This window comes from Pantoea sp. WEP (assembly GCF_041678305.1).
GTDB classification, from domain to species: domain Bacteria; phylum Pseudomonadota; class Gammaproteobacteria; order Enterobacterales; family Enterobacteriaceae; genus Pantoea; species Pantoea dispersa.
In genome coordinates, this window is the sequence record NZ_JBGNXB010000001.1 from 3257785 (window position 1) to 3280083 (window position 22299).

A 22299-nucleotide genomic window follows, 5' to 3' on the forward strand; every position below is an offset into this window, starting at 1 on the left:
AATGGCGGGCAAAGAAAAAGGCGCCGCAGCGCCAGAGGGAGTTAAATTCAGCTTTTATGCAAGACTCAGGCTGGAGCGCCGCCATGTATCTGGCACCGCCACGTGGTGGTAAAACGCCGGCACTGCACAGGCTCTGAAGGTATAAAGCCGGTGCAGTGCCGGATGGCTTATTTACTGCCAAACATATCTTTAATCCAGCCCGCGACGCCGTCAGAGTCCTTCTGCTCGCCCTGCGGCTGTTGCTGTTGCTGCTGTTGCTGTTGCTGCTCTTGCTGTTGCTGCTGCTGAATCTGCTGCTGTTGCTGCTGGCACAGCGCGTTCGGATCCAGCGCCCACACCGGCAGCGAACGCCAGGTGCTGCTGCCGCTGCCGCAGACAAAGTTACCGGCCGAATCGATATTCATCTGAGTGATATCTTCCGGTGGCGTCAGGACCAGTGGCATCGGCGCCTGATTGTCGAGGTAGCGACGATAGATCTGCATCGCACCGCTGGCACCGTACAGCTTCGAGGTCTGGTTGTTGTCGCGGCCAACCCAGGTGATCGCCACTTCTTTGCCATCAATACCGGCAAACCAGCTGTCGATCAGGTCATTGGTGGTACCGGTTTTCGCCGCCAGATGCGCACCCGGGAAGCGTGCGCCCAGCGCCCGCGCCGTACCGTGATCGGCCACCTGCTGCATGGTATACAGCGTCAGATACGCCGCCTGCGCCGGCTCAACGCGCTGCGCCTGCGGGAAGCTCTGATACAGCACCGTACCATCTTCCGCAATCACCGAGCGCACCGCCGACAGCGCTGCGCGGTTACCGCCGCTGGCAATTGACTGGAACGCCTGCGCCACTTCAATCGGCGTCAGGTTAAGCGCCCCCAGCAGCATAGCCGGTACCGGATGCAGCTGATCTTTTGGCACGCCCAGTTTGGTCCAGGTATCCACTACCGCATCGAGTCCCAGCGTCATACCGAGGTTAACGGTTGGCACGTTCATCGAGTTAGTCAGTGCATCCACCAGCATCACTTTACCGCTGAAGCGACGATCGTCGTTCATCGGCTTCCACACCGAACCGTTTGGCTGTTTCAGCGCAATCGGCTCGTCGGCGATCCAGCTGTTCAGGCGATAGCTGTTTGGCTGGCTGAGGGCGGTCAGATAGGTCGCCGGTTTTGCCAGTGAGCCAATCGAGCGACGTGCCTGCAGCGCGCGGTTATAGCCGGCAAACTGCGGATCGGCACCGCCGACCATGGCGCGCACTTCACCACTGAAGCGGTCGACCACCACCATCGCGGTTTCCAGATCTTTCAGCCCGCGCTGTTTCTTCAGCGTGGGAATGCCGTCTTCAACCGCTTTTTCCGCGGCATCCTGCGAAATCGGATCGAGCGTGGTGAAGATCTTCACGCCGGAGAGGTCTTTTACCTTATCGCCCAGCTTCGCCTGCAGCTCATTACGCACCATCTGCATAAACGCCGGCTGCGGCGTGATCACCCCGCCTTTCGGCTGGACGCCAAGCGGCCGCGCCGACAGCATGTCGTATAGCTCCTGGTCGATCACTTTCTGCTGTTGCAGCAGACGCAGCACCAGGTTACGTCGCTCCAGCGCCAGCTGCGGATTACGCCACGGATTGTACAGCGACGCACCTTTAACCATGCCGACCAGCATCGCCTGCTGATCAAGGCTCAGTTCGTCCACCGGGCGGCCAAAGTAGTACAGGCTGGCCAGCGGGAAGCCGCGGATTTGGTCGTTGCCCGCCTGGCCGAGATACACCTCGTTCAGGTAGAGCTCAAGAATGCGATCTTTGCTGTAGCGCGCATCCATGATCACCGCCATGTAGGCTTCACGCGCTTTACGCCACAGCGAGCGTTCGTTGGTGAGGAACAGGTTTTTCACCAGCTGCTGCGTCAGCGTACTGCCGCCCTGCACCGCTTTACCGGCGGTGATATTGGCGAGGAAGGCGCGACCAATCGAGTACGGGCTGATGCCGTCATGCTCGTAGAAGTGGCGGTCCTCGGTGGCGATCAGCGTATCGACCAGCAGATCCGGGAACCCGGCGCGCGGCACAAACAGACGCTGCTCGCCGTTTGGCGACTGCAACATGGTGATCAGCCGCGGATCGAGACGGAAGAAGCCAAAGTCGCGTCCGGTATCGAGGTTTTTAATCTCGCTCAGCTCGTTGTTGCTGAAGGTGAGACGCGCGTTAATCTGGCCCTCTTTGCTGTCCGGAAAATCAAACGGACGGCGCAGCAGGTCGATAGTGTTGCCTTTCACGCTGAACTCACCCGGACGGGTAATACGCGACACTTCGCGATACTGCGTGCCTTCCAGCAGCGCAATCATCTCTTTCTTGTCGTAAGCCATGCCCGGTTCGAGGCTGACCATGCGCCCGTACACGGCCGCTGGCAGCTGCCACACTTTACCGTCAATGCGGCTGCGGATTTCCGAATCGAGATAGACGCCCCAGGCGGCCATCACCACGACAAACACCAGGAAGAGTTTAATCAACCAGCCTAACCAGCGGCGTTTGCCACGCGCGGGTCGTTTTCCTTTACCTTTGGGTGGCACCGGCGCACTCTCCTCATCATCTTCGTCAAAATCGTCCTGATCGATATCATCTTCAGGCTCCCTGCGGCGACCCCGGCGCGTAACGTTACGCGGCGGCTTTGGCGCTTTTCCTTTGCGCCCAATAGGTTCGCGATCGTTCCCAGACATGCTTTGTTTTCTCCAGGCATAGCTACGGCAGCGCCGCTACTCTAACTGCTTTCTCGTGCCGCGCATGGCAGAACCCTCTGAATTCGATCCACTGCGGGCTACGAGGAATATTTTTTGGTGCGCCTCGTCGGCAAGGCGCTGGCCGGATCGTCCGGCCACGGATGTTTGGGATAGCGCCCTTTCATCTCTTTCTGCACTTCAGGATACGCACCGCGCCAGAACGCCGCGAGGTCGCGGGTGATCTGCAGCGGACGGTGCGCCGGCGAAAGCAGCTCCAGCACCAGCGGAACGCGCCCATCGGCAACCGCCGGGTTCTGCGCCTCGCCAAACATCTCCTGCATACGCACCGCCAGCGCGGGGGGCTTTTCCGTGTCGTAGCGAATCGGCAGGCGACTTCCGGTCGGCACAGTGTAATGAGTTGGCAGCACAGTATCCAGCCGCTGCCGCTGTGACCATGTCAGCAAATGTAATAAAGCGCTGACAAGATTAACGCTCTGCAGCCCTTTCAAATCGCGTACTGCGCCCATCTCCGGCAGCAGCCAGTGCTCCAGCGAGGCCAGCAGCGTGTCATCATCCAGCGTCGGCCACGCCTCTTCCGGCAGCCACTGCGCGGCGCACTGCAGGCGCACACGCAACTGCTCTGCCTCTGGCGTCCAGCCGAGCACCGCCAGCCCTTTTTCGCGGATCCAGCGCAGCATCGCCGGATGCAGGATCTCCGGCTCGGGCCGCGCCTGCGGCTGGGCCCGCAGGATCAGCGCGCCAATCGCTTCCCGCTTCCACGCGCGCAGCGTGCCTTTGTCTTCATCCCAGTCCACATCGGTGCGCTGCTCCACCAGCTGCGGGCACTGCTGGCGCAGCGCATCCATCTCTACCGGCAGCGCCAGCAGCATGCGCGCATCGGCACTGCTGGCCCCCTGCAGCAGGCTCGGGGCAATCAGCCACTCATAGCGGCTCAGGCCGTCGTGCTCATCCAGCATCGCGCCGATACCATTGGCGAGCTGATAGCGCGCGCTGTGACCGCGACGCTGCGCCAGCCGGTCAGCAAATCCGGCGGCCAGCAGCGCCGGGAAGCGATCGGCGTCAACGCGCCCCTGACCTGCATTCAGGCGCTGCTGCCAGTGCCGCGCGCGCCGCAGCCACTGCGGCTGTGGCTGGTTGAGCGCATCACGCAGATCGACACTGCCGCTGCGCGGCGGATCCTCCAGAATCGCCACCAGCAGCGCCGCGCTGGCGATGGCGTGCACATCATCGCCGGCGGCGCACAGCATCGCCGTGAGACGCGGATCGCTGCCGAGCTGCGCCATTTTACGACCGCGCGCGCTGAGCCGTCCTTCGCTATCCAGCGCGCCGAGCCGCTGCAGCTGTTGACGTGCCGCCTGCAGGCTGCGCGCCGGTGGACTATCCAGCCATTGCAGCTGAGCCGCGTCCTGACAGCCCCACTGCAGTAAATCCAGCTGCAGCGAGGCCAGATCGCTGGTGAGTATCTCCGGCTCACTCTGCGCCGCCGCACGCAGCGCCTGCTCCTGCGGCAGCAGATGCAGGCAGATCCCCGGCGCCAGGCGACCGGCGCGGCCAGCGCGCTGCGTCATCGATGCCTGGCTGATGCGCTGGGTCAGCAAACGCGTCACGCCGCTGCGCACGTCAAACTGCGCCGCGCGCTCCAGCGCGCTGTCCACCACCAGGCGGATACCTTCAATCGTCAGGCTGGTCTCGGCGATATTGGTGGCGAGCACCACTTTACGCCGGCCCGGCGCGGCCGGCAGGATGGCCCGCCGCTGTGCCTCCAACGACAGCGCACCATATAAAGGAGATAAATCCACCTCATCACTGACGCGCGACGCCAGTTCACGCTTCACCCGTTCAATCTCCGCCACGCCGGGCAGAAACAGCAGCAGCGAACCGGGCTCATCCCGCAGCAACTGTGCCACCTCGCGCGCCACTGCCTCTTCAAACCGCTGCTGCGGATTGAGCGAAGCGTAATGTCGCATCACCGGAAAGCTGCGCCCCTGTGACGCAATAAACGGCGCGTCGGGCAGTAGCGTGCGTAGCTGCTGATTATCCAGCGTTGCCGACATCAGCAGAATTTTCAGGTCGTCGCGCAATCCCTGCTGCACATCAAGCAGCAGCGCCAGCGCCAGATCAGCCTGCAGGCTGCGCTCATGGAATTCGTCGAGGATCACCAGCGATACGCCCTCCAGCAGCGGATCGCGCTGCAGCATGCGCGTCAGAATGCCTTCGGTGACCACCAACAGACGCGTCGCTGCGCTGCTGCAGTTTTCCCCGCGCAGCCGATAACCTACCGTCTCGCCTGGCTGTTCACCCAGCTGTTCCGCCAGCCGCTGTGCCACGTTGCGTGCCGCCAGCCGGCGCGGCTCCAGCATGATGATTTGCCCTGGCAGCTGCGCCTGTTGCAGCAGCTGTAGCGGCAGCCAGGTGGATTTCCCGGCGCCGGTCGGGGCCGCCAGCAGCACCTGTGGCGACTGCGCCAGCGCGGCCAGCAATGCAGGCAGTACCTCGCTTACCGGTAACTCACTCACACTCAACTCCCACTCTGCCTGTGCTAAGATGGCGCGCATTGTACACCACCCGGCGCCAATTACCGGAGTTCAGCATGGCCACGCAACGACTGTTTTTTGCCCTCGAATTGCCTGATGCCCTCCAGCAACAGCTGGTGCAATGGCGGGCCGATTGCTTCGCCGCAGACGCGGGTAAACCGGTGGCGGCGGCGAATCTGCACCTGACGCTGGCGTTTCTCGGTGAGGTCAGCACGGAAACGGCGGAGCAGCTGCAGCAGCTGGCGGCACGCATCCGCCAGCCTGGCTTTACGCTGGATCTCGATGACGCCGGTCACTGGCCGCGTCCCGGCGTGGTGTGGCTTGGCTGCCAGCGCGCGCCGCGCGGTTTACTGCAGCTGGCCAACCTGCTGCGCGCCCAGGCCGCGCGCCATGGCTGTGCGCAGAGTACGCAGCCGTTCCATCCCCACATCACCCTGCTGCGCCACGCTGCGCAGGCCGTGGCGCTGCCGCCGCGCGGTTTTCACTGGCGCATTGAGGTGAGTCATTTCGCGCTGTTTGCGTCCAGCTTCACGCAGGGACGCACGCGCTATCGCCGGCTGGCGCGCTGGCCACTGTTATCTGCCGCAGGAGCATAAATGCAGTTCGATCCGCCGTTACAATCAGCCCGCTTAATCACCCGCTATAAACGTTTTTTAGCCGATGTCATTACGCCGGAAGGTGACACCTTTACCCTGCACTGCGCCAATACCGGCGCGATGACCGGCTGCGCCACGCCAGGCGACACGGTGTGGTACTCCACCTCGGCCAGCGCGACGCGCAAATATCCGCACAGCTGGGAAATAACGCAAACCGCGCAGGGCCACTGGATTTGCGTCAACACCCTGCGCGCTAACCAACTGGTGCGCGAGGCGCTGCTGCGCGACGCAATTCCGGAATTATCCGCTTATAGCCACTGCCAGGCTGAGGTGAAATACGGCACGGAAAAAAGCCGAATTGACTTCCTGTTGCAAGCGGAGGGCAAAGCCAACTGCTATATTGAAGTCAAGTCCGTCACCCTTTTACAAAATGGTAAAGGCTATTTTCCGGATGCGGTGACGGCTCGTGGACAGAAACATCTGCGCGAATTAAGCACTATCGCGGCAGAAGGCCACCGGGCCGTTTTGTTGTTTGCTGTTCTGCACACGGGGATTGAGGACGTTTCCCCGGCGCACCATATCGATGCGCAATACGCAGAACTACTGGTACAGGCGCAGCGCTGCGGTGTGGAAGTGTTGGCGTATCAGGCTCAGATTTCACCGGCAGAAATGTTACTTACCCGGCCGTTAACGGTAACGATTAACGCACAGTTGTAATATTTAACGTTATTTGCTGTGATAAGAATGTTCTGAGCGGTGCGCTAAATACGCTGTTCCTCACAGGCTTGTCAAGGTGCGTTCATGAATAATTGCCAACCTTGATTGCTTCTGCTATTTATAGCGGCCTGTTTTTTTCCCTGATGGGAATCGATATGCCCCGCATGCGTCGGGTTGCAGGCAAAGGCTTTCGCAATCTGAAACAGAACGGGTAGTGCGTGTTATCCAGGAGAAACAACATGCAAGAAGGGCAAAACCGTAAAACATCGTCCCTGAGTATCCTCGCCATCGCTGGGGTGGAGCCGTATCAGGAGAAACCGGGCGAAGAGTATATGAATGACGCCCAGCTGAGCCATTTCCGCAAGATTCTGGAAGCCTGGCGCAACCAACTCAGGGATGAAGTAGACCGTACTGTGTCGCATATGCAGGACGAAGCTGCCAACTTCCCGGATCCGGTTGACCGTGCCGCCCAGGAAGAGGAGTTCAGCCTGGAGCTGCGTAACCGCGATCGTGAGCGCAAACTCATTAAAAAGATTGAGAAAACGCTCAAGAAAGTGGAAGACGACGACTTTGGCTACTGCGAATCCTGTGGAGTCGAAATTGGTATCCGCCGTCTCGAAGCGCGTCCGACCGCCGATCTCTGCATTGACTGCAAAACGCTGGCAGAAATCCGCGAGAAGCAGATGGCAGGCTAATGGCCGTTAACAGACTGTCGCCGCACAGCCGGGAAAACCACTGTTTTCCCGCCGTGCGGTGTACCACAGCATGATGTCCGCCACGCTTCCCTGCATCGGGCGTTTCGCCCCCTCTCCTTCCGGTGATCTTCATTTCGGTTCGCTGATAGCCGCATTAGGCAGCTACCTGAGCGCGCGCGCGCAGCAGGGCCGCTGGCTGGTGCGCATTGAAGATATCGATCCGCCACGTGAAGTCGCCGGTGCCGCAACGCGCATCCTGCGTCAGCTGACCCATTATGGGCTGCACTGGGACGGCGACGTGCTGTGGCAGTCGCAGCGCCACGAGGCCTATCGCGCGGCGCTTAGCTGGCTGCGCGAACATCGTCAAAGCTACTTCTGTACCTGCCCGCGCAGCCGCATTCAGCAGCTGGGCGGCTTTTACGACGGTCACTGCCGCGATTTACATCTGCAGCCGGAGGGCGCCGCGCTGCGGCTGCGTCAGCATGCGCCGGTGTACGGTTTTGACGATCGCCTGCGCGGCCATCTGCAGGCGGAGCCGCGTCTGGCGCAGGAAGACTTTATTATTCACCGTCGTGATGGACTGTTCGCCTATAACCTTGCGGTGGTGGTCGATGACCATTTTCAGGGCGTGACGGAGATTGTGCGCGGTGCGGATTTGATTGAGCCAACGGTGCGCCAGATTGCGCTGTATCAGCAGTTTGGCTGGCCGGTGCCGGCTTATCTGCATCTGCCGCTGGCAATTAACCCGGACGGTAATAAATTGTCGAAGCAGAACCACGCGCCGGCCTTACCGGACGGCGATCCGCGACCGGTGCTGGTGCAGGCGCTGAGCTTCCTGGGGCAGTCGGTTTTGCCGGGCTGGCAGGACCATGGGCTGGAGGCGCTGCTGGACCATGCCGTTACACACTGGGATAGCGCATCGATTCCGCGGCATGATGCGCAACAACCGGATGAGACGACAACGCCATTCCTAAATGGTTCGCAACAGGCTATGATTAGCCGCTGATTTTATTCACACCCATTTTCTCACTGTCGAGGTGTCCCATTTTTACCCGAGTCGCTAATTTTTGCCGGAGAGTCCTCAAGCGTGATGAGGAGGCCCCTGAAGAGGTGGAAACCGTAAGTCTGATGACCGTTATCCCCCGGGAAAGCCACAATATCTCACGCAAAGATATCAGCGAAAACGCTCTCAAAGTGCTGTATCGCCTGAACAAAGCCGGATACGAAGCCTATCTGGTTGGCGGCGGCGTGCGCGATTTGCTGCTGGGTAAAAAGCCGAAGGACTTTGACGTGACCACCAACGCCACGCCGGAGCAGATGCGTAAGCTATTCCGCAACTGCCGCCTGGTCGGGCGTCGCTTCCGTCTGGCGCATGTGATGTTCGGTCCGGAAGTGATCGAAGTCGCCACGTTCCGCGGCCATCATCAGGAAGAGAGCGTCGACGATCGCAACGGTTCGCAGCGCGGTCAGAACGGCATGCTGCTGCGCGACAATATTTTTGGCAACATTGAAGATGATGCGCAGCGCCGCGATTTAACCATCAACAGCCTCTATTACAGCGTGGCTGATTTCACCGTACGCGATTACGTCGGTGGCCTGCAGGATCTGCAGGAAGGCATCATCCGCATGATTGGCGATCCGGAAACGCGCTACCGCGAAGATCCGGTGCGTATGCTGCGCGTGGTGCGCTTCGCCGCCAAGCTGGACATGAGCATTGCGGCGGAAACCGCCGAGCCGATTCCCCGCCTCGCCACGCTGCTCAATGACATTCCGCCGGCGCGCCTGTTTGAGGAGTCGCTGAAGCTGCTGCAGGCCGGTTACGGTTATCGCACCTATCTGATGATGCGCGAATACCAGCTGTTCCAGCCGCTGTTCCCGACGCTGGCGCGCAACTTTACCGAACAGGGCGACAGCCCGATGGAACGCATGCTGGCCCAGGTGCTGAAAAACACCGATACCCGCCTGCACAACGATATGCGCGTGAATCCGGCGTTCCTGTTTGCGGCGATGTTCTGGTATCCGCAGCTGGAGTCAGCCGAGCAGATTGCGCAGGAGAGCGGCCTGACCTATTTCGACGCCTTTGCGCTGTCCATGAACGAAACGCTGGATGAAGCCTGCCGTGCGCTGGCGATTCCGAAACGTATCACCACGCTGATTCGCGATATCTGGCAGCTGCAGCTGCGCATGTCGCGCCGTCACGGTAAGCGCGCATGGAAGCTGATGGAGCATCCTAAATTCCGCGCCGCCTACGACCTGCTGGCGCTGCGCGCAGAAGTCGAGAACAACGCCGAGCTGCTGCGCCTCAGCCAGTGGTGGGGCGAGTTCCAGTCGGCGGTGCCGACACAGCAGAAAACCATGCTCAACACCCTGGGTGACGATCCGGCTCCGCGCCGTAAACCGCGCCGTCCGCGCCGTCGTCCAGCTGGCCCGCGCCGCGACAGCAACCACAGCGCGTCATGACGCGGGTCTATCTCGCCCTAGGCAGTAATCTCGCCGATCCGCTGCATCAGGTTGATGCAGCGCTGGCCGCGCTGGATGCCATTCCCGATACCCACCGCGTAGCCACCTCCGCGTTTTATCGCACGCCACCTTACGGCCCGCCGGATCAGCCGGATTATCTCAACGCCGTGGTAGCGCTGGAGACCACACTGGCCGCGGAAACGCTGCTCGATCACACCCAGCGCATTGAGCTGGAGCATGGCCGGGTGCGCAAAGCCGAACGCTGGGGACCGCGCACGCTGGACCTCGATATTATGCTGTTCGGCAATGCGGTGATCCACACGCCGCGCCTGACGGTGCCGCACTACGATATGCACAACCGCGCCTTCATGCTGGTGCCGCTGCTGGAGATCGCGCCGACACTGCGCCTGCCAAACGGCCAGCCGCTGGCCGGCATTCTGGCGACGCTGGACCGCAGCAGCATCCGCTTGTGGTCCGCCTGACGCGGCAGAATCGCACGCCCGTCGTATCGCCTTTGCAATCAATCCAGTACACTGCGCGCATCAGAAATTGCTGGAGATTGCGATGAAACCCACCACCCTCTCTCACTTACGCCAGCTGAAAGCCAGCGGCCGCAAGTTCGCCACGCTGACCGCCTACGACTTCAGCTTCGCGCGCCTGTTTGCCGACCAGGGCATTCCGCTGCTGCTGATTGGCGATTCGCTCGGCATGACCGTGCAGGGCCATGATTCCACGCTGCCGGTGACGGTCGACGATATTGCTTATCACACCGCCGCTGTGCGGCGCGGTGCGCCTGACGCGCTGGTGATGGCCGACCTGCCGTTTATGAGTTACGCCACGCCGCAGCAAACCTTTGACAGTGCCGCGCAGCTGATGCGCGCCGGTGCCAACCTGGTAAAACTGGAAGGCGGCGCCTGGCTGGCAGAGACCGTGCGCATGCTGACCGAGCGCGCCGTGCCGGTGTGTGGTCATCTGGGATTGACGCCGCAGTCGGTTAATATCTTCGGTGGCTACAAGGTGCAGGGGCGCGATGAAGCGGCAGCCGAGCGCCTGCTGGCGGATGCGCTGGCGCTGGAAGCGGCCGGTATGCAGCTGCTGGTGCTGGAGTGCGTGCCGGTCGCGCTGGCTGAGCGCGTCACAAAAGCGTTGTCGGTACCGGTGATCGGCATCGGAGCCGGTAACGTCACCGACGGCCAGATTCTGGTGATGCACGACGCGTTTGGTATTACCGGCGGCCACATTCCAAAATTTGCCAAAAATTTCCTTGCGGAAACCGGCGACATTCGTGCGGCAATTCGCCAGTATATGGCCGACGTTGAGGCAGGCACCTACCCTGCTGCCGAACACAGTTTCCAGTAAATCAGGAGATTTGCAGTGCTGATCATTGAAACGCTGCCGCTGCTGCGCCGTGAGATTCGACGCTGGCGCCAGGCAGGTAAACGCATCGCGCTGGTGCCCACTATGGGCAACCTGCATGAGGGGCATCTGACGCTGGTGGATGAAGCACGCCAGCGCGCAGATATCGTGGTGGTATCGATCTTCGTTAACCCGATGCAGTTTGATCGCGCCGACGACCTGGCGCGCTATCCGCGCACGCTGCAGGACGATTGTGAAAAACTCAATCGCCACAGCGTCGACCTGGTCTTTGCCCCGGCGCCGGCCGATGTCTATCCGCAGGGTCTCGACAGCCAGACGTTTGTTGAAGTCCCGGGTCTCTCTTCGCTGCTGGAAGGTGCCAGCCGTCCCGGTCATTTCCGCGGCGTGGCGACCATCGTCAGCAAGCTGTTTAATCTGGTGCAGCCGGATATCGCCTGTTTTGGCGAGAAGGATTTTCAGCAGCTGGCGATCATCCGCAAGATGGTGGCGGACATGGGCTTTGACATTGACATCGTTGGCGTGCCGACGGTGCGCGCCAACGACGGTCTCGCGCTCAGCTCACGTAACGGCTATCTTACTGCCGATGAACGCAAGCTGGCGCCGGTGCTCAGCCAGGTGATGAACAGCATGGCGCAGCGCCTCAGCAACGGCGAGCGGCACGTGGATGAGATTATTGAGCACGCCGAACAGACGCTGCGCGATCAGGGCCTGCGCCCGGACGGCCTGGCCATCTGCGATGCCGATACGCTGCAGCCGCTGACGGTCGACAGCCAGCGCGCAGTGATTCTGATGGCCGCCTGGCTCGGCAATGCGCGTTTAATTGATAATCAGCAAGTGGATCTGACGGTTTAACGCCGTCGTTTATGGGCAGCATGTACCCGCTACACACTGCGCGGTAGAAACCGGCCGCGCACGGGTATAACAAAGGTATCACGCTATGATTCGTACCGTATTACAAGGCAAACTGCACCGCGTAAAAGTGACACAGGCGGATTTGCATTATGAAGGCTCCTGCGCCATCGATCAGGATTTCCTTGATGCCTCCGGCATTCTGCAATACGAAGCCATCGACATCTATAACGTCACCAACGGCCAGCGCTTCTCTACCTATGCCATTGCCGCCGAGCGCGGCTCGAAAATCATTTCGGTCAACGGTGCAGCCGCGCGCTGTGCCTGTCAGGGCGATCTGCTGATCATCTGTTCTTATGTGCAGGTGGAAGATGAAGTGGCGCGCAGCTGGCAGCCCAAAGTGGCCTACTTCGACGGCGATAACGAAATGAAACGTATCGCTAAAGCGCTACCGGTGCAGGTGGCCTGATCATCCCGCGCGCTGTACTGACAGCGCGCCTTTCCCTTACACACCCGCCAGCTGCGGCTGCCCTTTGCGCTTCAGCGTAAACAACCAGTCAAACCACCCTTTTGCCCGCAGTACGCACAGCGCCGTTGGCAACGCCAGCGCGACGCTGAACGCCAGCACAAAATGCAGGTCAGCCAGCCACGCAGAGTGGCCGTCGTGGCGCAGCAATTTACTGCACACCTGAATCGCCAGATAGTGCGACAGATAAAACACAATCGAATGGCGGCCAACGTAGTTAACCGCCCGCAGATTGATACGGCAGGCCAGCGCAACGAACAGCGGGATTGAGGGCAGCGCCAGCGGCAGCAGCCACGGCGAATGCTGACGCAGCCCGCCCCACAGGCTGAACGCCGCAAGCAGCATAAAGGCGATCAGCGACAGCAGCAGCGGCGTACGACGCTGCGCGAACGCGGCAATATCAATATCCTGGCGCACCAGCCAGTCGGCGCTGTAGAAGAAGGCAAACAGCACCAGCGACTTGTTCAGATGCAGGTTGTCGAAACTGGCAAACAGCGAGTCAGGCGGCACCGGCGGCAGCAGCACCGCACCGGCAACGCACAATGTCAGCACCAGCGCCGCAGGCAGGCGGCGCGCCGGGATAATCAGCACAAAGAACAGAAACAGCGAGTGCAGAAACCAGGTGATATCGCCGCCGCTCAGATGGCCGAGCGCGATGGCCAGCGGCGACTGTGGGTGATTGGCCATCGCGCTGAAGGTCCACTTCAGCCCGCCGTAGATCAGCGCCCAGACGGCAAACGGATAGAGAATGCTGCTGACTTTGTTTCGCAGATAGCGCGCCTGCCCGTGGCGTAAACCGCTGGCGACGAACAGTCCGGAGACAAAGCACATCAGCCCCATACGCACCGGCGCCAGCAGCTGATTCACCAGCTCGTTAAAGGCAGTGAAGTGCCCGGCCTGCTGGTTCACTGCAATCATGCAGTGCAAAAAAATCACGGCCAGAATGCTCATACCGCGTAAATTATCAATCCATGATACCCGATTCACTCTTCGCTTCCCCGCTGCTTTTTTGGTCAGCGGCCACTATGGGGAAAGCCACAGACTGAAAGCACAAGACGCGTCTGGAATTGCGAAGAGTGGGTAAAAAAAAGCCGCCGCCGGACGACGCCGGCAGCGGCTTCTTATTCGGAGCTGCGCCTCAGGTGCGCAAGCCGCGTCCCCGCTGAATCAGCGCATACACCAGCACGTAAAACACCACGATAAACGCCACCAGCACTGACAGCGTCAACACCAGCGGAACATCGTTGATGCCAAGGAAGCCATAGCGGAACCCGCTGATCATGTACACCACCGGATTGAGCTTCGACACCGCCTGCCAGAACGGCGGCAGCAGCGCCAGCGAATAGAATACGCCACCGAGGTAAGTTAACGGCGTCAGCACGAAGGTCGGGATCAGGCTGATGTCGTCAAAGGTGCGCGCAAACACCGCATTCAGCAGGCCCGCCAGCGAGAACAGAATCGCCGTCAGCAGCAGCGTGATCGCCACCATCGGCCACGAGAATACGTGGAACGGCACAAAAAACAGCGACACCGCCGTCACCAGCACGCCCACGCACACGCCGCGCGCTACGCCGCCGCCGACATAACCGGCGATAATGATGTGCGTCGGCACCGGCGCCACCAGCAGCTCTTCAATGTTGCGCTGGAACTTAGCGCTGAAGAATGACGAAGCGACGTTGGCGTAAGCGTTGGTGATCACCGCCATCATAATCAGGCCCGGCACGATAAACTGCATGTAGCTGAAGCCGTGCATATCGCCGATGCGTGAGCCGATCAGATTGCCAAAGATAATAAAGTACAGCGTCATGGTGATCACCGGCGGCACCAGCGTCTGAATCCAGATGCGGGCAAAACGGTTGATCTCTTTGCTCCAGATACTCTTGAGCGCCACCCAGTACAGATGCGTCATGCGGTTACTCCTGTTTTTCCCTGCGTCAGGCTGACGAACAGCTCTTCCAGACGATTCGCTTTATTGCGCATGCTGAGCACCTGCACGCCCTGCGCGCTCAGCTGGCTGAATACGCTATTCAGCCCCTGTTCACGCATCACTTCCACTTCCAGCGTTGAGGTATCAACCAGACGATACTGGAAGCCCTCCAGTTGCGGCAGCGGGCTGCGCGGCGCCAGGTCGAGGATAAAGGTTTCCGACTGCAGCTTGGACAGCAGCCCTTTCATTGAGGTGTTCTCCACCAGCTCGCCGCTCTGGATGATGCCGATGTTACGGCACAGCATTTCCGCCTCTTCCAGATAGTGGGTGGTCAGGATGATGGTGGTGCCTTTGGCGTTCAGCTCTTTCAGGAACACCCACATTGAGCGGCGCAGTTCGATATCTACACCAGCCGTCGGCTCATCAAGAATCAGCAGTTTCGGTTCATGCATCAGCGCCCGGGCAATCATCAGCCGGCGCTTCATCCCGCCGGACAACATGCGCGCCCGTTCGTTACGCTTGCCCCACAGGTCGAGCTGATTAAGGTATTTTTCCGCGCGCTTGTTCGCTTCGGCACGTTCCACGCCGTAATAACCGGCCTGATTAACCACAATCTGCATCACGGTTTCAAACGGGTTAAAGTTGAATTCCTGTGGCACCAGCCCAAGCTGCCGCTTGGCGTTGACCACATCTTTCTGCAGGTCGTAGCCAAACACGCGCACGCTGCCGCTGGATTTGTTCACCAGCGAGCTGATAATGCCAATGGTGGTGGACTTACCGGCACCGTTAGGGCCCAGTAAGGCATAAAAATCGCCTGCTTCCACGTTGAGATCGAGGCCTTTCAGCGCCTGTACGCCGCCGGGATAGGTCTTGGTCAGCCCGGAAAGTTCCAGTGCATAAGTCATTGCGAGTCCGTACCCTGTTGTAGTGACATCATAGCCATATGAAATGATAGTGCGCTCGCGTCGAGCGTGCGGGGTTATTCAGCGATAACGGTTGTGAAATCAAAGGAATTGCGCAGAGTGATAACCCACCACACTCTACCACTCTGCGTGCCGCAGGAAAACGCGTGCCGAGCCCGTAAGTCATTGAGTTACGGGCTGCGCATCTTATCGCAGGCGGAGGGAATCAGCCTTGGAAGATTGTGCGGTTATTCGTCCAGCAGCGTAACTTTGCCAATATACGGCAAATGGCGGTAGCGCTGTGCGTAATCAATACCGAAGCCGACCACGAACTCATCCGGAATGGTAAAGCCGACAAACTCGACCGGCACCTCAACTTCACGACGCTCCGGCTTATCCAGCAGCGTGCAGATCGCCAGTGATTTTGGCTCACGCAGCTGCAGAATTTCACGCACTTTGCTCAGGGTGTTACCGGAGTCGATGATGTCTTCGACGATCAGCACGTCTTTGCCGCGAATGTCTTCGTCGAGATCTTTAAGGATTTTCACGTCGCGCGTGGAGGACATGCCGCTGCCGTAGCTGGAGGCGGTCATGAAGTCGACTTCGTGCGCAACATCAATGGCGCGGCACAGGTCTGCCATAAACATGAAGGAGCCGCGCAGCAGGCCGACCAGCACCATTTCGCTGCCGCTGTTGCGGTAGTGCTCGCTGATCTGCTTGCCCAGTTCGGCAATACGGGTTGCGATCTCCTGCTCAGAGATCATCACGTCGACGGTGTGTTTCATTGCATTCGCCTAAGAAGGTTTTCAGAAAGCCGCGCATTCTATCATAGTCGACGCACAGGCTAACGCCGCGCACAGAACGCAAACGTTATCGTGGCGAAATTTATTGCGCTGGCGTTAACTGTAAGCATCCTGCCCGCTCTCTCTGGAGATCCCTATGGCCGCTTCATCAGGTAAAAAAACGCAGATCGGCACGCGTGAACTGCATCCGGAAACGCAGATGCTCAACTACGGTTACGATCCGCGCCTGTCAGAAGGTGCGGTGAAGCCGCCGGTGTTTCTGACGTCAACCTTTGTGTTTAACAGCGCCGAAGAGGGCAAAGAATTTTTCGATTTCGTTGCCGGCCGCCAGCAACCGCCGGCGGGCAAAAGCGGCGGGCTGGTCTATTCCCGCTTCAACCATCCTAACAGCGAGATCGTCGAAGATCGGCTGGCCATTTATGAAGGTGCCGAAAGCGCCGCGCTGTTCTCTTCCGGCATGTCGGCGATTGCCACCACGCTGCTGACCTTTGCCCGTCCCGGCGAAGTGATCCTGCACTCGCAGCCGCTGTACGGCGGCACCGAAACGCTGCTGAGCAAAACGCTGCACGATCTGGAGATCAAAGCGGTGGGATTCAGCGACGGCACCGACGAAGATAAAGTGTATGAAGCCGCGAAGCTGGCGTGGCAGCGCGGGCGCGTCGCGATGATTCTGATTGAAACACCGGCCAACCCCACCAACAGTCTGGTGGACATCCAACTGATGCGTCAGGTGGCGGAGGTGATCACCCAGCAGCAGGGCTCCCGGCCGATTCTCGCCTGCGACAACACCCTGCTCGGCCCGCTGTTTCAGCGTCCGCTGCAGCACGGCGCGGATATCTCGCTCTACTCGCTGACCAAATATGTCGGCGGTCATTCCGATTTGATTGCCGGCGCCGCGCTGGGCAGCCGGGCGTTCATCAACAAAGTGCGTTCGCTGCGCAGCGCGATTGGCACCCAACTCGATCCGCACTCCAGCTGGATGATTGGCCGCTCGCTGGAAACGCTGTCGCTGCGCATGGAGAAAGCCGCCAGCAATGCGGAACAGGTCGCGGCATTTCTACGCGATCACGCGCAGGTGGCGAAACTGCACTGGCTGCCCTATCTCGACGCCAGCAGTCCGGCAGGAGAAACCTGGCAGCGCCAGTGCAGCGGCGCCGGTTCCACCTTCTCCTTTGATATCGAGGGCGGCCAGGCTGCGGCATTCCGCTTTCTCAACGCGCTGGCGCTGTTCAAACTGGCGGTGAGCCTCGGCGGCACCGAGTCGCTCGCCAGCCATCCCGCCAGCACCACCCATTCCGGCGTACCGCAGGAGGTGCGGGAGCGCATTGGCATCACCGACGCGACGGTGCGCCTGTCGATCGGCATCGAACATGCCGATGATTTGATTGAGGATATCCGCCTGGCGCTGGAAGCGGCCGTCAGCTCACCGTAAAGCCCAGCATCATGCCGGTATCCTCATGCTCCAGCAGATGGCAGTGCGCCATATAGGCATTTTCGCTATCGGCGACGTAGTTGAAGCGCACCAGCACTTCACTACGCCAGCCGTTGACGCTGACCATGTCTTTCCAGCCGGCGCGATGCGCCGCAGGCGGCTTGCCGTTCTCGGACAGAATGCGGAACTGCGTGCCGTGAATGTGGAACGGATGCAGCATGGCGTCGCCTTCGCCGGAGATGGTCCATTTTTCATATTTGCCCAGCGGCACGGCAAACATGGGCTTTTCCATGTTGAAGGCCTGGCCGTTGATTTTGTTGCCGTTGTGGAAATCATATACGGCGCTGCGGGCAGGGTTGCCCTGATCCATCGCCATATCGCCGTGATCCATGTTGCTATGATCCATCGCGCCATGGTCCATCTTCATGCTGCCGTGATCCATCGCTTTGCCCGCGCCGTGCTGGCTGCCCATCGCTTTGGCACCGTAGCGCTGCTGCAGCGCCTGCATGCCCTGCTGATCCAGCTGCGGATCCATCATCAGCTGTAGCCAGCGGCTCTGCAGCCCTTCCGTTGCCGGCAGCGGCGGCACATCCACCAGCTGGTCCGGCAGCGTACCGCTGGCCATCACGCGCAGCGGCAGAATCTGCACCAGCGGCAGCGGCTGATCGAACGGCGCCAGCGTCATGCCCATCTGCGTGACCGGCAGCGTTACGATATCAAAGGTTTTGCCGTCTGAAGTATCCACCAGCACTTCAAAGCGCTCGCCCGGCAGCAGCGGCAGGCTCTTAACCTTCACCGGTTCAGCCAGCAGGCCACCGTCGCTCGCCACCACGTACAGCGGACGTTTATCGCTGGCGGCGATGTGCAGCGAGCGCGCGTTGCAGCCGTTGAGCAGGCGCAGGCGCAGCCAGCCGCGCGGCACCGCGTGCTGTGGATACGGCACGCCGTTGGTCAGCATCAAATCGCCAAACCAGCCCACGGCGGCGCGCATGATATCCAGCTGATAATCGATACGCGTACCGTCCTGAGTGAGCTGCTTATCCTGGAAAATCAGCGGCACATCATCTTCGCCCCACTGCATCGGCAGCCGCAGCTTGCCGGACGCCTCATCTTCTAGCAGTACCAGCCCCGCCAGCCCCTGCGCCACCTGATAGCCGGTTTTGCCGTGCTGATGCGGATGGAACCAGCAGGTCGCCGCCGGTTGATCGGGGGTAAAACTCACCTGACGCGTGGCGCCGGGCGCAATCAGCGCCTGCGGACCGCCATCCACCGCGCCGGGAATTTCCAGCCCGTGCCAGTGCAGCGTGGTGGCTTCCGGCAGGCGATTATGAATATTGACGGTGACGCTTTTCTCACGCTGCAGCCGCAGCGCCGGGCCGAGCAGGCTACCGTTGTAACCCCAGGTTGGGACGGATTTGCCGTTCCACTGGCTGTTGCCGGTCATGGCGGTCAGCGTGTACTGGCCGTGTGCATCGGGCTCCAGCAGCGACGGGATGGGCAACAGCGGGCGCGTAGCGGCCATCAGCGAGCGGCTCCAGAAGGGCAGCGCGCCGGCTGCACTGAGGGCGGCGGTCAGCTTGAGAAAATGACGACGTTGCATATTCATATCCTTATCGTGAATAGGGGCACAGCGTAAACCTTTCCCCTGCGGGAGGGTCAAGCGATGAAAGCGCCCGCCGGGATAAAAAGCGCGCCAGTGGCCCATTTAGCCAAATTTAGCGGAATCCCGGCAATAACTGTGCTAACGTCATTAAATTGTCCCTTGTTGAGAACGATTATGACGAAAAGCATCAAGATCCTGCTGCTGGCGGGACTCCTTGGCTTCTCCTCCACCAGTTTTGCCCTGAGCGAATCCGAAGCAGAAGATCTGGCTGACCTCACCGCGGTGTTTGTCTATCTGAAAAATGATTGCGGCTATCAGGATCTGCCCGACGCGCAGATTCGTAAAGCACTGGTGTTTTTTGCCCAGCAAAACCGCTGGGATCTGAGCAACTACAGCGCTTACAACATGAAATCCCTCGGTGAAGAGAGCTACAAAGATTTGAGCGGTATCGCCATCACCAATGACAAAAAGTGTAAGTCGCTGGCGCGCGATTCCCTCAGCCTGCTTGCCTACGTGAAATAATCCTCCGCCCTGCGCTGCTGTTAACGCCCTGACCGTGCAAGCACGGTCATAATTCGTTATGCTTTTTTCTGGCATTATTGCGCGTTAACAGCATAAGGAGCGCTCCGGCATGGCCGACAAAGAGACCTGGCATGAGACGCTGCATAGCGGCTTTGGCCAATATTTCAGCGTAGATAATCTGCTTTACCGCGATAAAACCGCGCATCAGGATCTGGTGATCTTTGAGAACGCCGCGTTTGGCCGCGTGATGGCGCTGGACGGCGTGGTGCAAACCACCGAGCGCGATGAGTTTATCTATCACGAAATGATGACGCACGTGCCGATTCTGGCGCACGGCAATGCCCGGCGCGTATTGATTATCGGCGGCGGTGACGGCGCGATGCTGCGCGAGGTCGCCCGGCATCAGCGCGTTGAGCACATCACCATGGTGGAAATTGATGCCGGCGTGGTGAATTTCTGTCAAACCTATCTGCCTAACCACAGCGCCGGCGCTTACGACGATCCGCGTCTGCAGCTGGTGATCGACGATGGCGTTAACTTCGTCAGCCAGACGCAGGAACGGTTTGATGTGATCATCTCCGACTGTACCGATCCAATCGGTCCCGGCGAGAGTCTGTTCACCTCGGCGTTTTATGCCGGTTGCAAACAGGCGCTCAATCCCGGTGGCGTGTTTGTCGCGCAGAACGGCGTCTGCTTCCTGCAGCAGGATGAAGCGGTCAACAGCCACCGCAAACTCAGCCACTATTTCGCTGACGTCAGCTTTTATCAGGCGGCGATTCCGACCTATTACGGCGGCATCATGACCTTTGCCTGGGCGAGCGATAATCCGGCGCTGCGCCAGCCGGACCTTGCGACGCTGCAGTCACGTTTTGCCGCGGCCGGACTGCCCTGCCGTTACTACACGCCACAGCTGCACATCGGCAGCTTTGCCCTGCCGCAATATCTTTTAAACGCGCTCAGCTGATCTCAGGAGGTGAACCCAATTGCAAAAGCTAAAACTACATGGCTTCAATAATCTGACCAAAAGCCTGAGTTTTTGTATCTACGACATTTGCTATGCCAATAGCGAAGCCGAACGTGATGGCTATATCGCCTATATTGATGAGCAATATAACGCCAACCGCCTGACGGAAATCCTCACCGAGACCTGCTCGATTATCGGTGCTAACGTGCTGAATATCGCGCGCCAGGATTATGAGCCGCAGGGTGCCAGCGTGACGATTCTGGTCAGCGAAGAGCCGATCAATCCGCAGGATATCGATAATTCCGAGCATCCCGGCCCGCTGCCCAGTTCGGTGGTCGCGCACCTCGACAAGAGTCACATCTGCGTGCACACCTATCCGGAGAGTCACCCGGAAGGCGGTTTATGTACCTTCCGCGCCGACATTGAAGTCTCGACCTGCGGCGTGATTTCGCCCCTGAAGGCGCTGAATTATCTCATCCACCAGCTGGAGTCGGATATCGTGACCGTGGATTACCGCGTGCGCGGCTTCACCCGCGACGTCAATGGCGTGAAGCATTTCATCGACCATGAGATCAATTCCATTCAGAACTTCATGTCCGAGGATATGAAAGCGATGTACGACATGGTGGACGTTAACGTTTATCAGGAAAACATCTTTCATACCAAGATGTTGCTGAAGGAATTTGATCTGAAGTATTACCTGTTCAACACCAAACCTGAAGAGCTGAGCCCGCAGGAGCACAAGCGCATTACCAATCTGTTGTGGAAGGAGATGCGTGAGATTTATTACGGGCGCAATATTCCGGCGACGGGATTGAAGTTGTTATAACTCAGCGCCAGCAGTGGGTGAAGGCTGCGCCGCGGTAACGCAGCGCACGTCATTTACCCGCTGATGCAGGCGGCACATTTACGCGGTCAGCTGCAGGCCAATGCCGCGCTCGCGCAAATCACGGCATACCGCTTCATCAAGGCGGGAATCGGTCACCACATCGGTCAGGCTATCAATCGGTGCCGCGCAGTACAGCGACCATGAGCCATATTTACTGCTGTCGGCCAGCAGAATGCGCCGGCGCGCGTTGGCCAGCAGATCCATCTTCAGCCCGGCTTTGTCTTCCGTCGGCGTGGTAATACCGCGCTCAATACTCCATGAGTTACAGCTGACAAACGCGATGTCCGGATTGATACTGCGCAGCAGGCGCCGGCCGTGCTCACCAATGCACGACTGGCTGGAGTCGTCGATGCGGCCGCCGATGATGGTGGTCTCAATCTGTTTAAACTCCGACAAAAACAGCGCAATGTGCAGATCGGCGGTGATCACCCGCAGCTGCAAATGGGTCAGCTGTCGTGCCAGTTCCAGCATGGTGGTGCCGGCATCCAGCACTACCGCATCGCCGGACTGCACATAGCTGGCAGCGAACTGGGCGATGGCCTGCTTCTCCGCCAGGTTACGCTGCATCTTCTCCAGCGTGGTCGGCTGCGTCGGGATAAAGCGGTTCAGCGTGACGCCGCCGTGGCTGCGGCTAATCACCCCTTCCTTGTCCAGCTTAATCAGATCGCGGCGAATGGTGGCTGGCGAAGCAGAAATGGCGCTCACCAGCTGTTCAACAGTGACCAGATTATGACTTTTGAGATAGTCCATAATCTGGTCGAGACGGCTTTGTCCCTTCATATTTCC

The 22299-nt window shown here is 59.7% G+C and carries 21 protein-coding genes; 13 read left to right on the plus strand and 8 right to left on the minus strand.

The genetic code is table 11. The annotated features are described in order from the left end of the window. Nucleotides 1–167: 167 nt before the first annotated feature. Nucleotides 168–2696, minus strand: a complete 2529-nt coding sequence (gene mrcB, locus ABVR31_RS15315; protein WP_104188135.1) for a bifunctional glycosyl transferase/transpeptidase — start codon at nucleotides 2694–2696, stop codon at nucleotides 168–170. Nucleotides 2697–2794: 98 nt separating this feature from the next. Beyond that, nucleotides 2795–5272 carry an ATP-dependent helicase HrpB gene (hrpB, locus tag ABVR31_RS15320; RefSeq protein WP_372773357.1) on the minus strand — a complete coding sequence of 826 codons (2478 nt, stop codon included), beginning with the start codon at nucleotides 5270–5272 and terminating at the stop codon, nucleotides 2795–2797. A gap of 35 nt (nucleotides 5273–5307) precedes the next feature. On the opposite strand from hrpB, the gene thpR reads away from it, so the two are divergent. From thpR to panD, 9 genes are all read left to right on the plus strand, one after another. Then, nucleotides 5308–5847, plus strand: a complete 540-nt coding sequence (gene thpR / locus ABVR31_RS15325; RefSeq protein WP_136547259.1) for an RNA 2',3'-cyclic phosphodiesterase — start codon at nucleotides 5308–5310, stop codon at nucleotides 5845–5847. Beyond that, complete coding sequence (gene sfsA, locus ABVR31_RS15330; protein WP_021507511.1) at nucleotides 5848–6564, plus strand: DNA/RNA nuclease SfsA; 717 nt, start codon at nucleotides 5848–5850, stop codon at nucleotides 6562–6564. A gap of 239 nt (nucleotides 6565–6803) precedes the next feature. Further along, nucleotides 6804–7259, plus strand: coding sequence for an RNA polymerase-binding protein DksA (dksA, locus tag ABVR31_RS15335; protein WP_021507512.1), 456 nt, complete (start codon nucleotides 6804–6806; stop codon nucleotides 7257–7259). Nucleotides 7260–7329: 70 nt separating this feature from the next. Further along, entirely contained in the window at nucleotides 7330–8265 is a 936-nt protein-coding gene (gene gluQRS, locus ABVR31_RS15340) for a tRNA glutamyl-Q(34) synthetase GluQRS (protein ID WP_372773359.1), read from the plus strand. Nucleotides 8266–8303: 38 nt separating this feature from the next. After that, the gene (gene pcnB, locus ABVR31_RS15345) at nucleotides 8304–9719 is read left to right on the plus strand and encodes a polynucleotide adenylyltransferase PcnB (protein WP_206099480.1); all 1416 of its coding nucleotides are present in this window, start codon (nucleotides 8304–8306) and stop codon (nucleotides 9717–9719) included. Further along, nucleotides 9716–10201, plus strand: coding sequence for a 2-amino-4-hydroxy-6-hydroxymethyldihydropteridine diphosphokinase (gene folK, locus ABVR31_RS15350; RefSeq protein WP_058780459.1), 486 nt, complete (start codon nucleotides 9716–9718; stop codon nucleotides 10199–10201). The genes pcnB and folK overlap by 4 nt, the downstream gene beginning before the upstream one ends. An 82-nt stretch (nucleotides 10202–10283) precedes the next feature. After that, nucleotides 10284–11078 (plus strand): 3-methyl-2-oxobutanoate hydroxymethyltransferase, encoded by a 795-nt coding sequence (panB, locus tag ABVR31_RS15355; RefSeq protein ID WP_058780480.1) that lies wholly within the window; start codon nucleotides 10284–10286, stop codon nucleotides 11076–11078. Between the two features lie 15 nt (nucleotides 11079–11093). Further along, on the plus strand, nucleotides 11094–11948 hold the full coding sequence (panC, locus tag ABVR31_RS15360; RefSeq protein ID WP_336699512.1) for a pantoate--beta-alanine ligase: 855 nt from the start codon (nucleotides 11094–11096) through the stop codon (nucleotides 11946–11948). Nucleotides 11949–12033: 85 nt separating this feature from the next. Next, complete coding sequence (gene panD, locus ABVR31_RS15365) at nucleotides 12034–12414, plus strand: aspartate 1-decarboxylase (RefSeq protein ID WP_021507518.1); 381 nt, start codon at nucleotides 12034–12036, stop codon at nucleotides 12412–12414. Nucleotides 12415–12450: 36 nt separating this feature from the next. Here the strand turns inward: panD and ABVR31_RS15370 are convergent, their stop codons facing one another. The 4 genes from ABVR31_RS15370 to hpt form a co-directional block, all read right to left on the minus strand. Then, nucleotides 12451–13458, minus strand: a complete 1008-nt coding sequence (locus tag ABVR31_RS15370) for an acyltransferase (protein ID WP_058780458.1) — start codon at nucleotides 13456–13458, stop codon at nucleotides 12451–12453. 151 nt (nucleotides 13459–13609) lie between these two features. Continuing rightward, complete coding sequence (locus ABVR31_RS15375) at nucleotides 13610–14380, minus strand: ABC transporter permease (protein ID WP_021507520.1); 771 nt, start codon at nucleotides 14378–14380, stop codon at nucleotides 13610–13612. Beyond that, nucleotides 14377–15303 carry an ABC transporter ATP-binding protein gene (locus ABVR31_RS15380; protein ID WP_021507521.1) on the minus strand — a complete coding sequence of 309 codons (927 nt, stop codon included), beginning with the start codon at nucleotides 15301–15303 and terminating at the stop codon, nucleotides 14377–14379. The genes ABVR31_RS15375 and ABVR31_RS15380 overlap by 4 nt, the downstream gene beginning before the upstream one ends. 245 nt (nucleotides 15304–15548) lie before the next feature. Then, nucleotides 15549–16085 carry a hypoxanthine phosphoribosyltransferase gene (gene hpt / locus ABVR31_RS15385; RefSeq protein WP_021507522.1) on the minus strand — a complete coding sequence of 179 codons (537 nt, stop codon included), beginning with the start codon at nucleotides 16083–16085 and terminating at the stop codon, nucleotides 15549–15551. Between the two features lie 154 nt (nucleotides 16086–16239). Here hpt and ABVR31_RS15390 point away from each other — a divergent pair, with 154 nt between their 5' ends. After that, nucleotides 16240–17535, plus strand: a complete 1296-nt coding sequence (locus ABVR31_RS15390) for a cystathionine gamma-synthase family protein (RefSeq protein ID WP_288423367.1) — start codon at nucleotides 16240–16242, stop codon at nucleotides 17533–17535. On the opposite strand, the gene cueO is transcribed toward ABVR31_RS15390, so the two are convergent. After that, complete coding sequence (cueO, locus tag ABVR31_RS15395) at nucleotides 17522–19135, minus strand: multicopper oxidase CueO (protein WP_372773364.1); 1614 nt, start codon at nucleotides 19133–19135, stop codon at nucleotides 17522–17524. The two genes, ABVR31_RS15390 and cueO, sit on opposite strands and share 14 nt — an antisense overlap. Nucleotides 19136–19312: 177 nt before the next feature. Here cueO and ABVR31_RS15400 point away from each other — a divergent pair, with 177 nt between their 5' ends. From ABVR31_RS15400 to speD, 3 genes are all read left to right on the plus strand, one after another. Next, complete coding sequence (locus tag ABVR31_RS15400; protein WP_021507525.1) at nucleotides 19313–19660, plus strand: YacC family pilotin-like protein; 348 nt, start codon at nucleotides 19313–19315, stop codon at nucleotides 19658–19660. A 109-nt stretch (nucleotides 19661–19769) separates the two neighbouring features. Next, the gene (gene speE / locus ABVR31_RS15405) at nucleotides 19770–20624 is read left to right on the plus strand and encodes a polyamine aminopropyltransferase (protein ID WP_058780455.1); all 855 of its coding nucleotides are present in this window, start codon (nucleotides 19770–19772) and stop codon (nucleotides 20622–20624) included. 19 nt (nucleotides 20625–20643) lie between these two features. After that, nucleotides 20644–21453: an adenosylmethionine decarboxylase gene (gene speD / locus ABVR31_RS15410; protein WP_021507527.1), complete on the plus strand. Its 810-nt coding sequence runs from the start codon at nucleotides 20644–20646 to the stop codon at nucleotides 21451–21453. A gap of 78 nt (nucleotides 21454–21531) precedes the next feature. Here speD and ABVR31_RS15415 read toward each other — a convergent pair whose 3' ends face one another. Beyond that, nucleotides 21532–22293: a DeoR/GlpR family DNA-binding transcription regulator gene (locus tag ABVR31_RS15415; protein ID WP_022547144.1), complete on the minus strand. Its 762-nt coding sequence runs from the start codon at nucleotides 22291–22293 to the stop codon at nucleotides 21532–21534. Nucleotides 22294–22299: the final 6 nt, after the last annotated feature.

Excerpts from the sequence above, each read along its gene's own strand:
- dksA (WP_021507512.1), top strand. The coding sequence starts at position 6,804 with ATGCAAGAAGGGCAAAACCGTAAAACATCGTCCCTGAGTATCCTCGCC.
- ABVR31_RS15390 (WP_288423367.1), top strand. The coding sequence starts at position 16,240 with ATGGCCGCTTCATCAGGTAAAAAAACGCAGATCGGCACGCGTGAACTG.
- speE (WP_058780455.1), top strand. The coding sequence starts at position 19,770 with ATGGCCGACAAAGAGACCTGGCATGAGACGCTGCATAGCGGCTTTGGC.
- mrcB (WP_104188135.1), bottom strand. The coding sequence starts at position 2,696 with ATGTCTGGGAACGATCGCGAACCTATTGGGCGCAAAGGAAAAGCGCCA.
- sfsA (WP_021507511.1), top strand. The coding sequence starts at position 5,848 with ATGCAGTTCGATCCGCCGTTACAATCAGCCCGCTTAATCACCCGCTAT.
- hrpB (WP_372773357.1), bottom strand. The coding sequence starts at position 5,272 with ATGCGCGCCATCTTAGCACAGGCAGAGTGGGAGTTGAGTGTGAGTGAG.
- ABVR31_RS15415 (WP_022547144.1), bottom strand. The coding sequence starts at position 22,293 with ATGAAGGGACAAAGCCGTCTCGACCAGATTATGGACTATCTCAAAAGT.
- ABVR31_RS15375 (WP_021507520.1), bottom strand. The coding sequence starts at position 14,380 with ATGACGCATCTGTACTGGGTGGCGCTCAAGAGTATCTGGAGCAAAGAG.
- hpt (WP_021507522.1), bottom strand. The coding sequence starts at position 16,085 with ATGAAACACACCGTCGACGTGATGATCTCTGAGCAGGAGATCGCAACC.
- thpR (WP_136547259.1), top strand. The coding sequence starts at position 5,308 with ATGGCCACGCAACGACTGTTTTTTGCCCTCGAATTGCCTGATGCCCTC.
- panD (WP_021507518.1), top strand. The coding sequence starts at position 12,034 with ATGATTCGTACCGTATTACAAGGCAAACTGCACCGCGTAAAAGTGACA.
- gluQRS (WP_372773359.1), top strand. The coding sequence starts at position 7,330 with ATGATGTCCGCCACGCTTCCCTGCATCGGGCGTTTCGCCCCCTCTCCT.
- folK (WP_058780459.1), top strand. The coding sequence starts at position 9,716 with ATGACGCGGGTCTATCTCGCCCTAGGCAGTAATCTCGCCGATCCGCTG.
- panB (WP_058780480.1), top strand. The coding sequence starts at position 10,284 with ATGAAACCCACCACCCTCTCTCACTTACGCCAGCTGAAAGCCAGCGGC.
- ABVR31_RS15400 (WP_021507525.1), top strand. The coding sequence starts at position 19,313 with ATGACGAAAAGCATCAAGATCCTGCTGCTGGCGGGACTCCTTGGCTTC.
- ABVR31_RS15380 (WP_021507521.1), bottom strand. The coding sequence starts at position 15,303 with ATGACTTATGCACTGGAACTTTCCGGGCTGACCAAGACCTATCCCGGC.
- cueO (WP_372773364.1), bottom strand. The coding sequence starts at position 19,135 with ATGCAACGTCGTCATTTTCTCAAGCTGACCGCCGCCCTCAGTGCAGCC.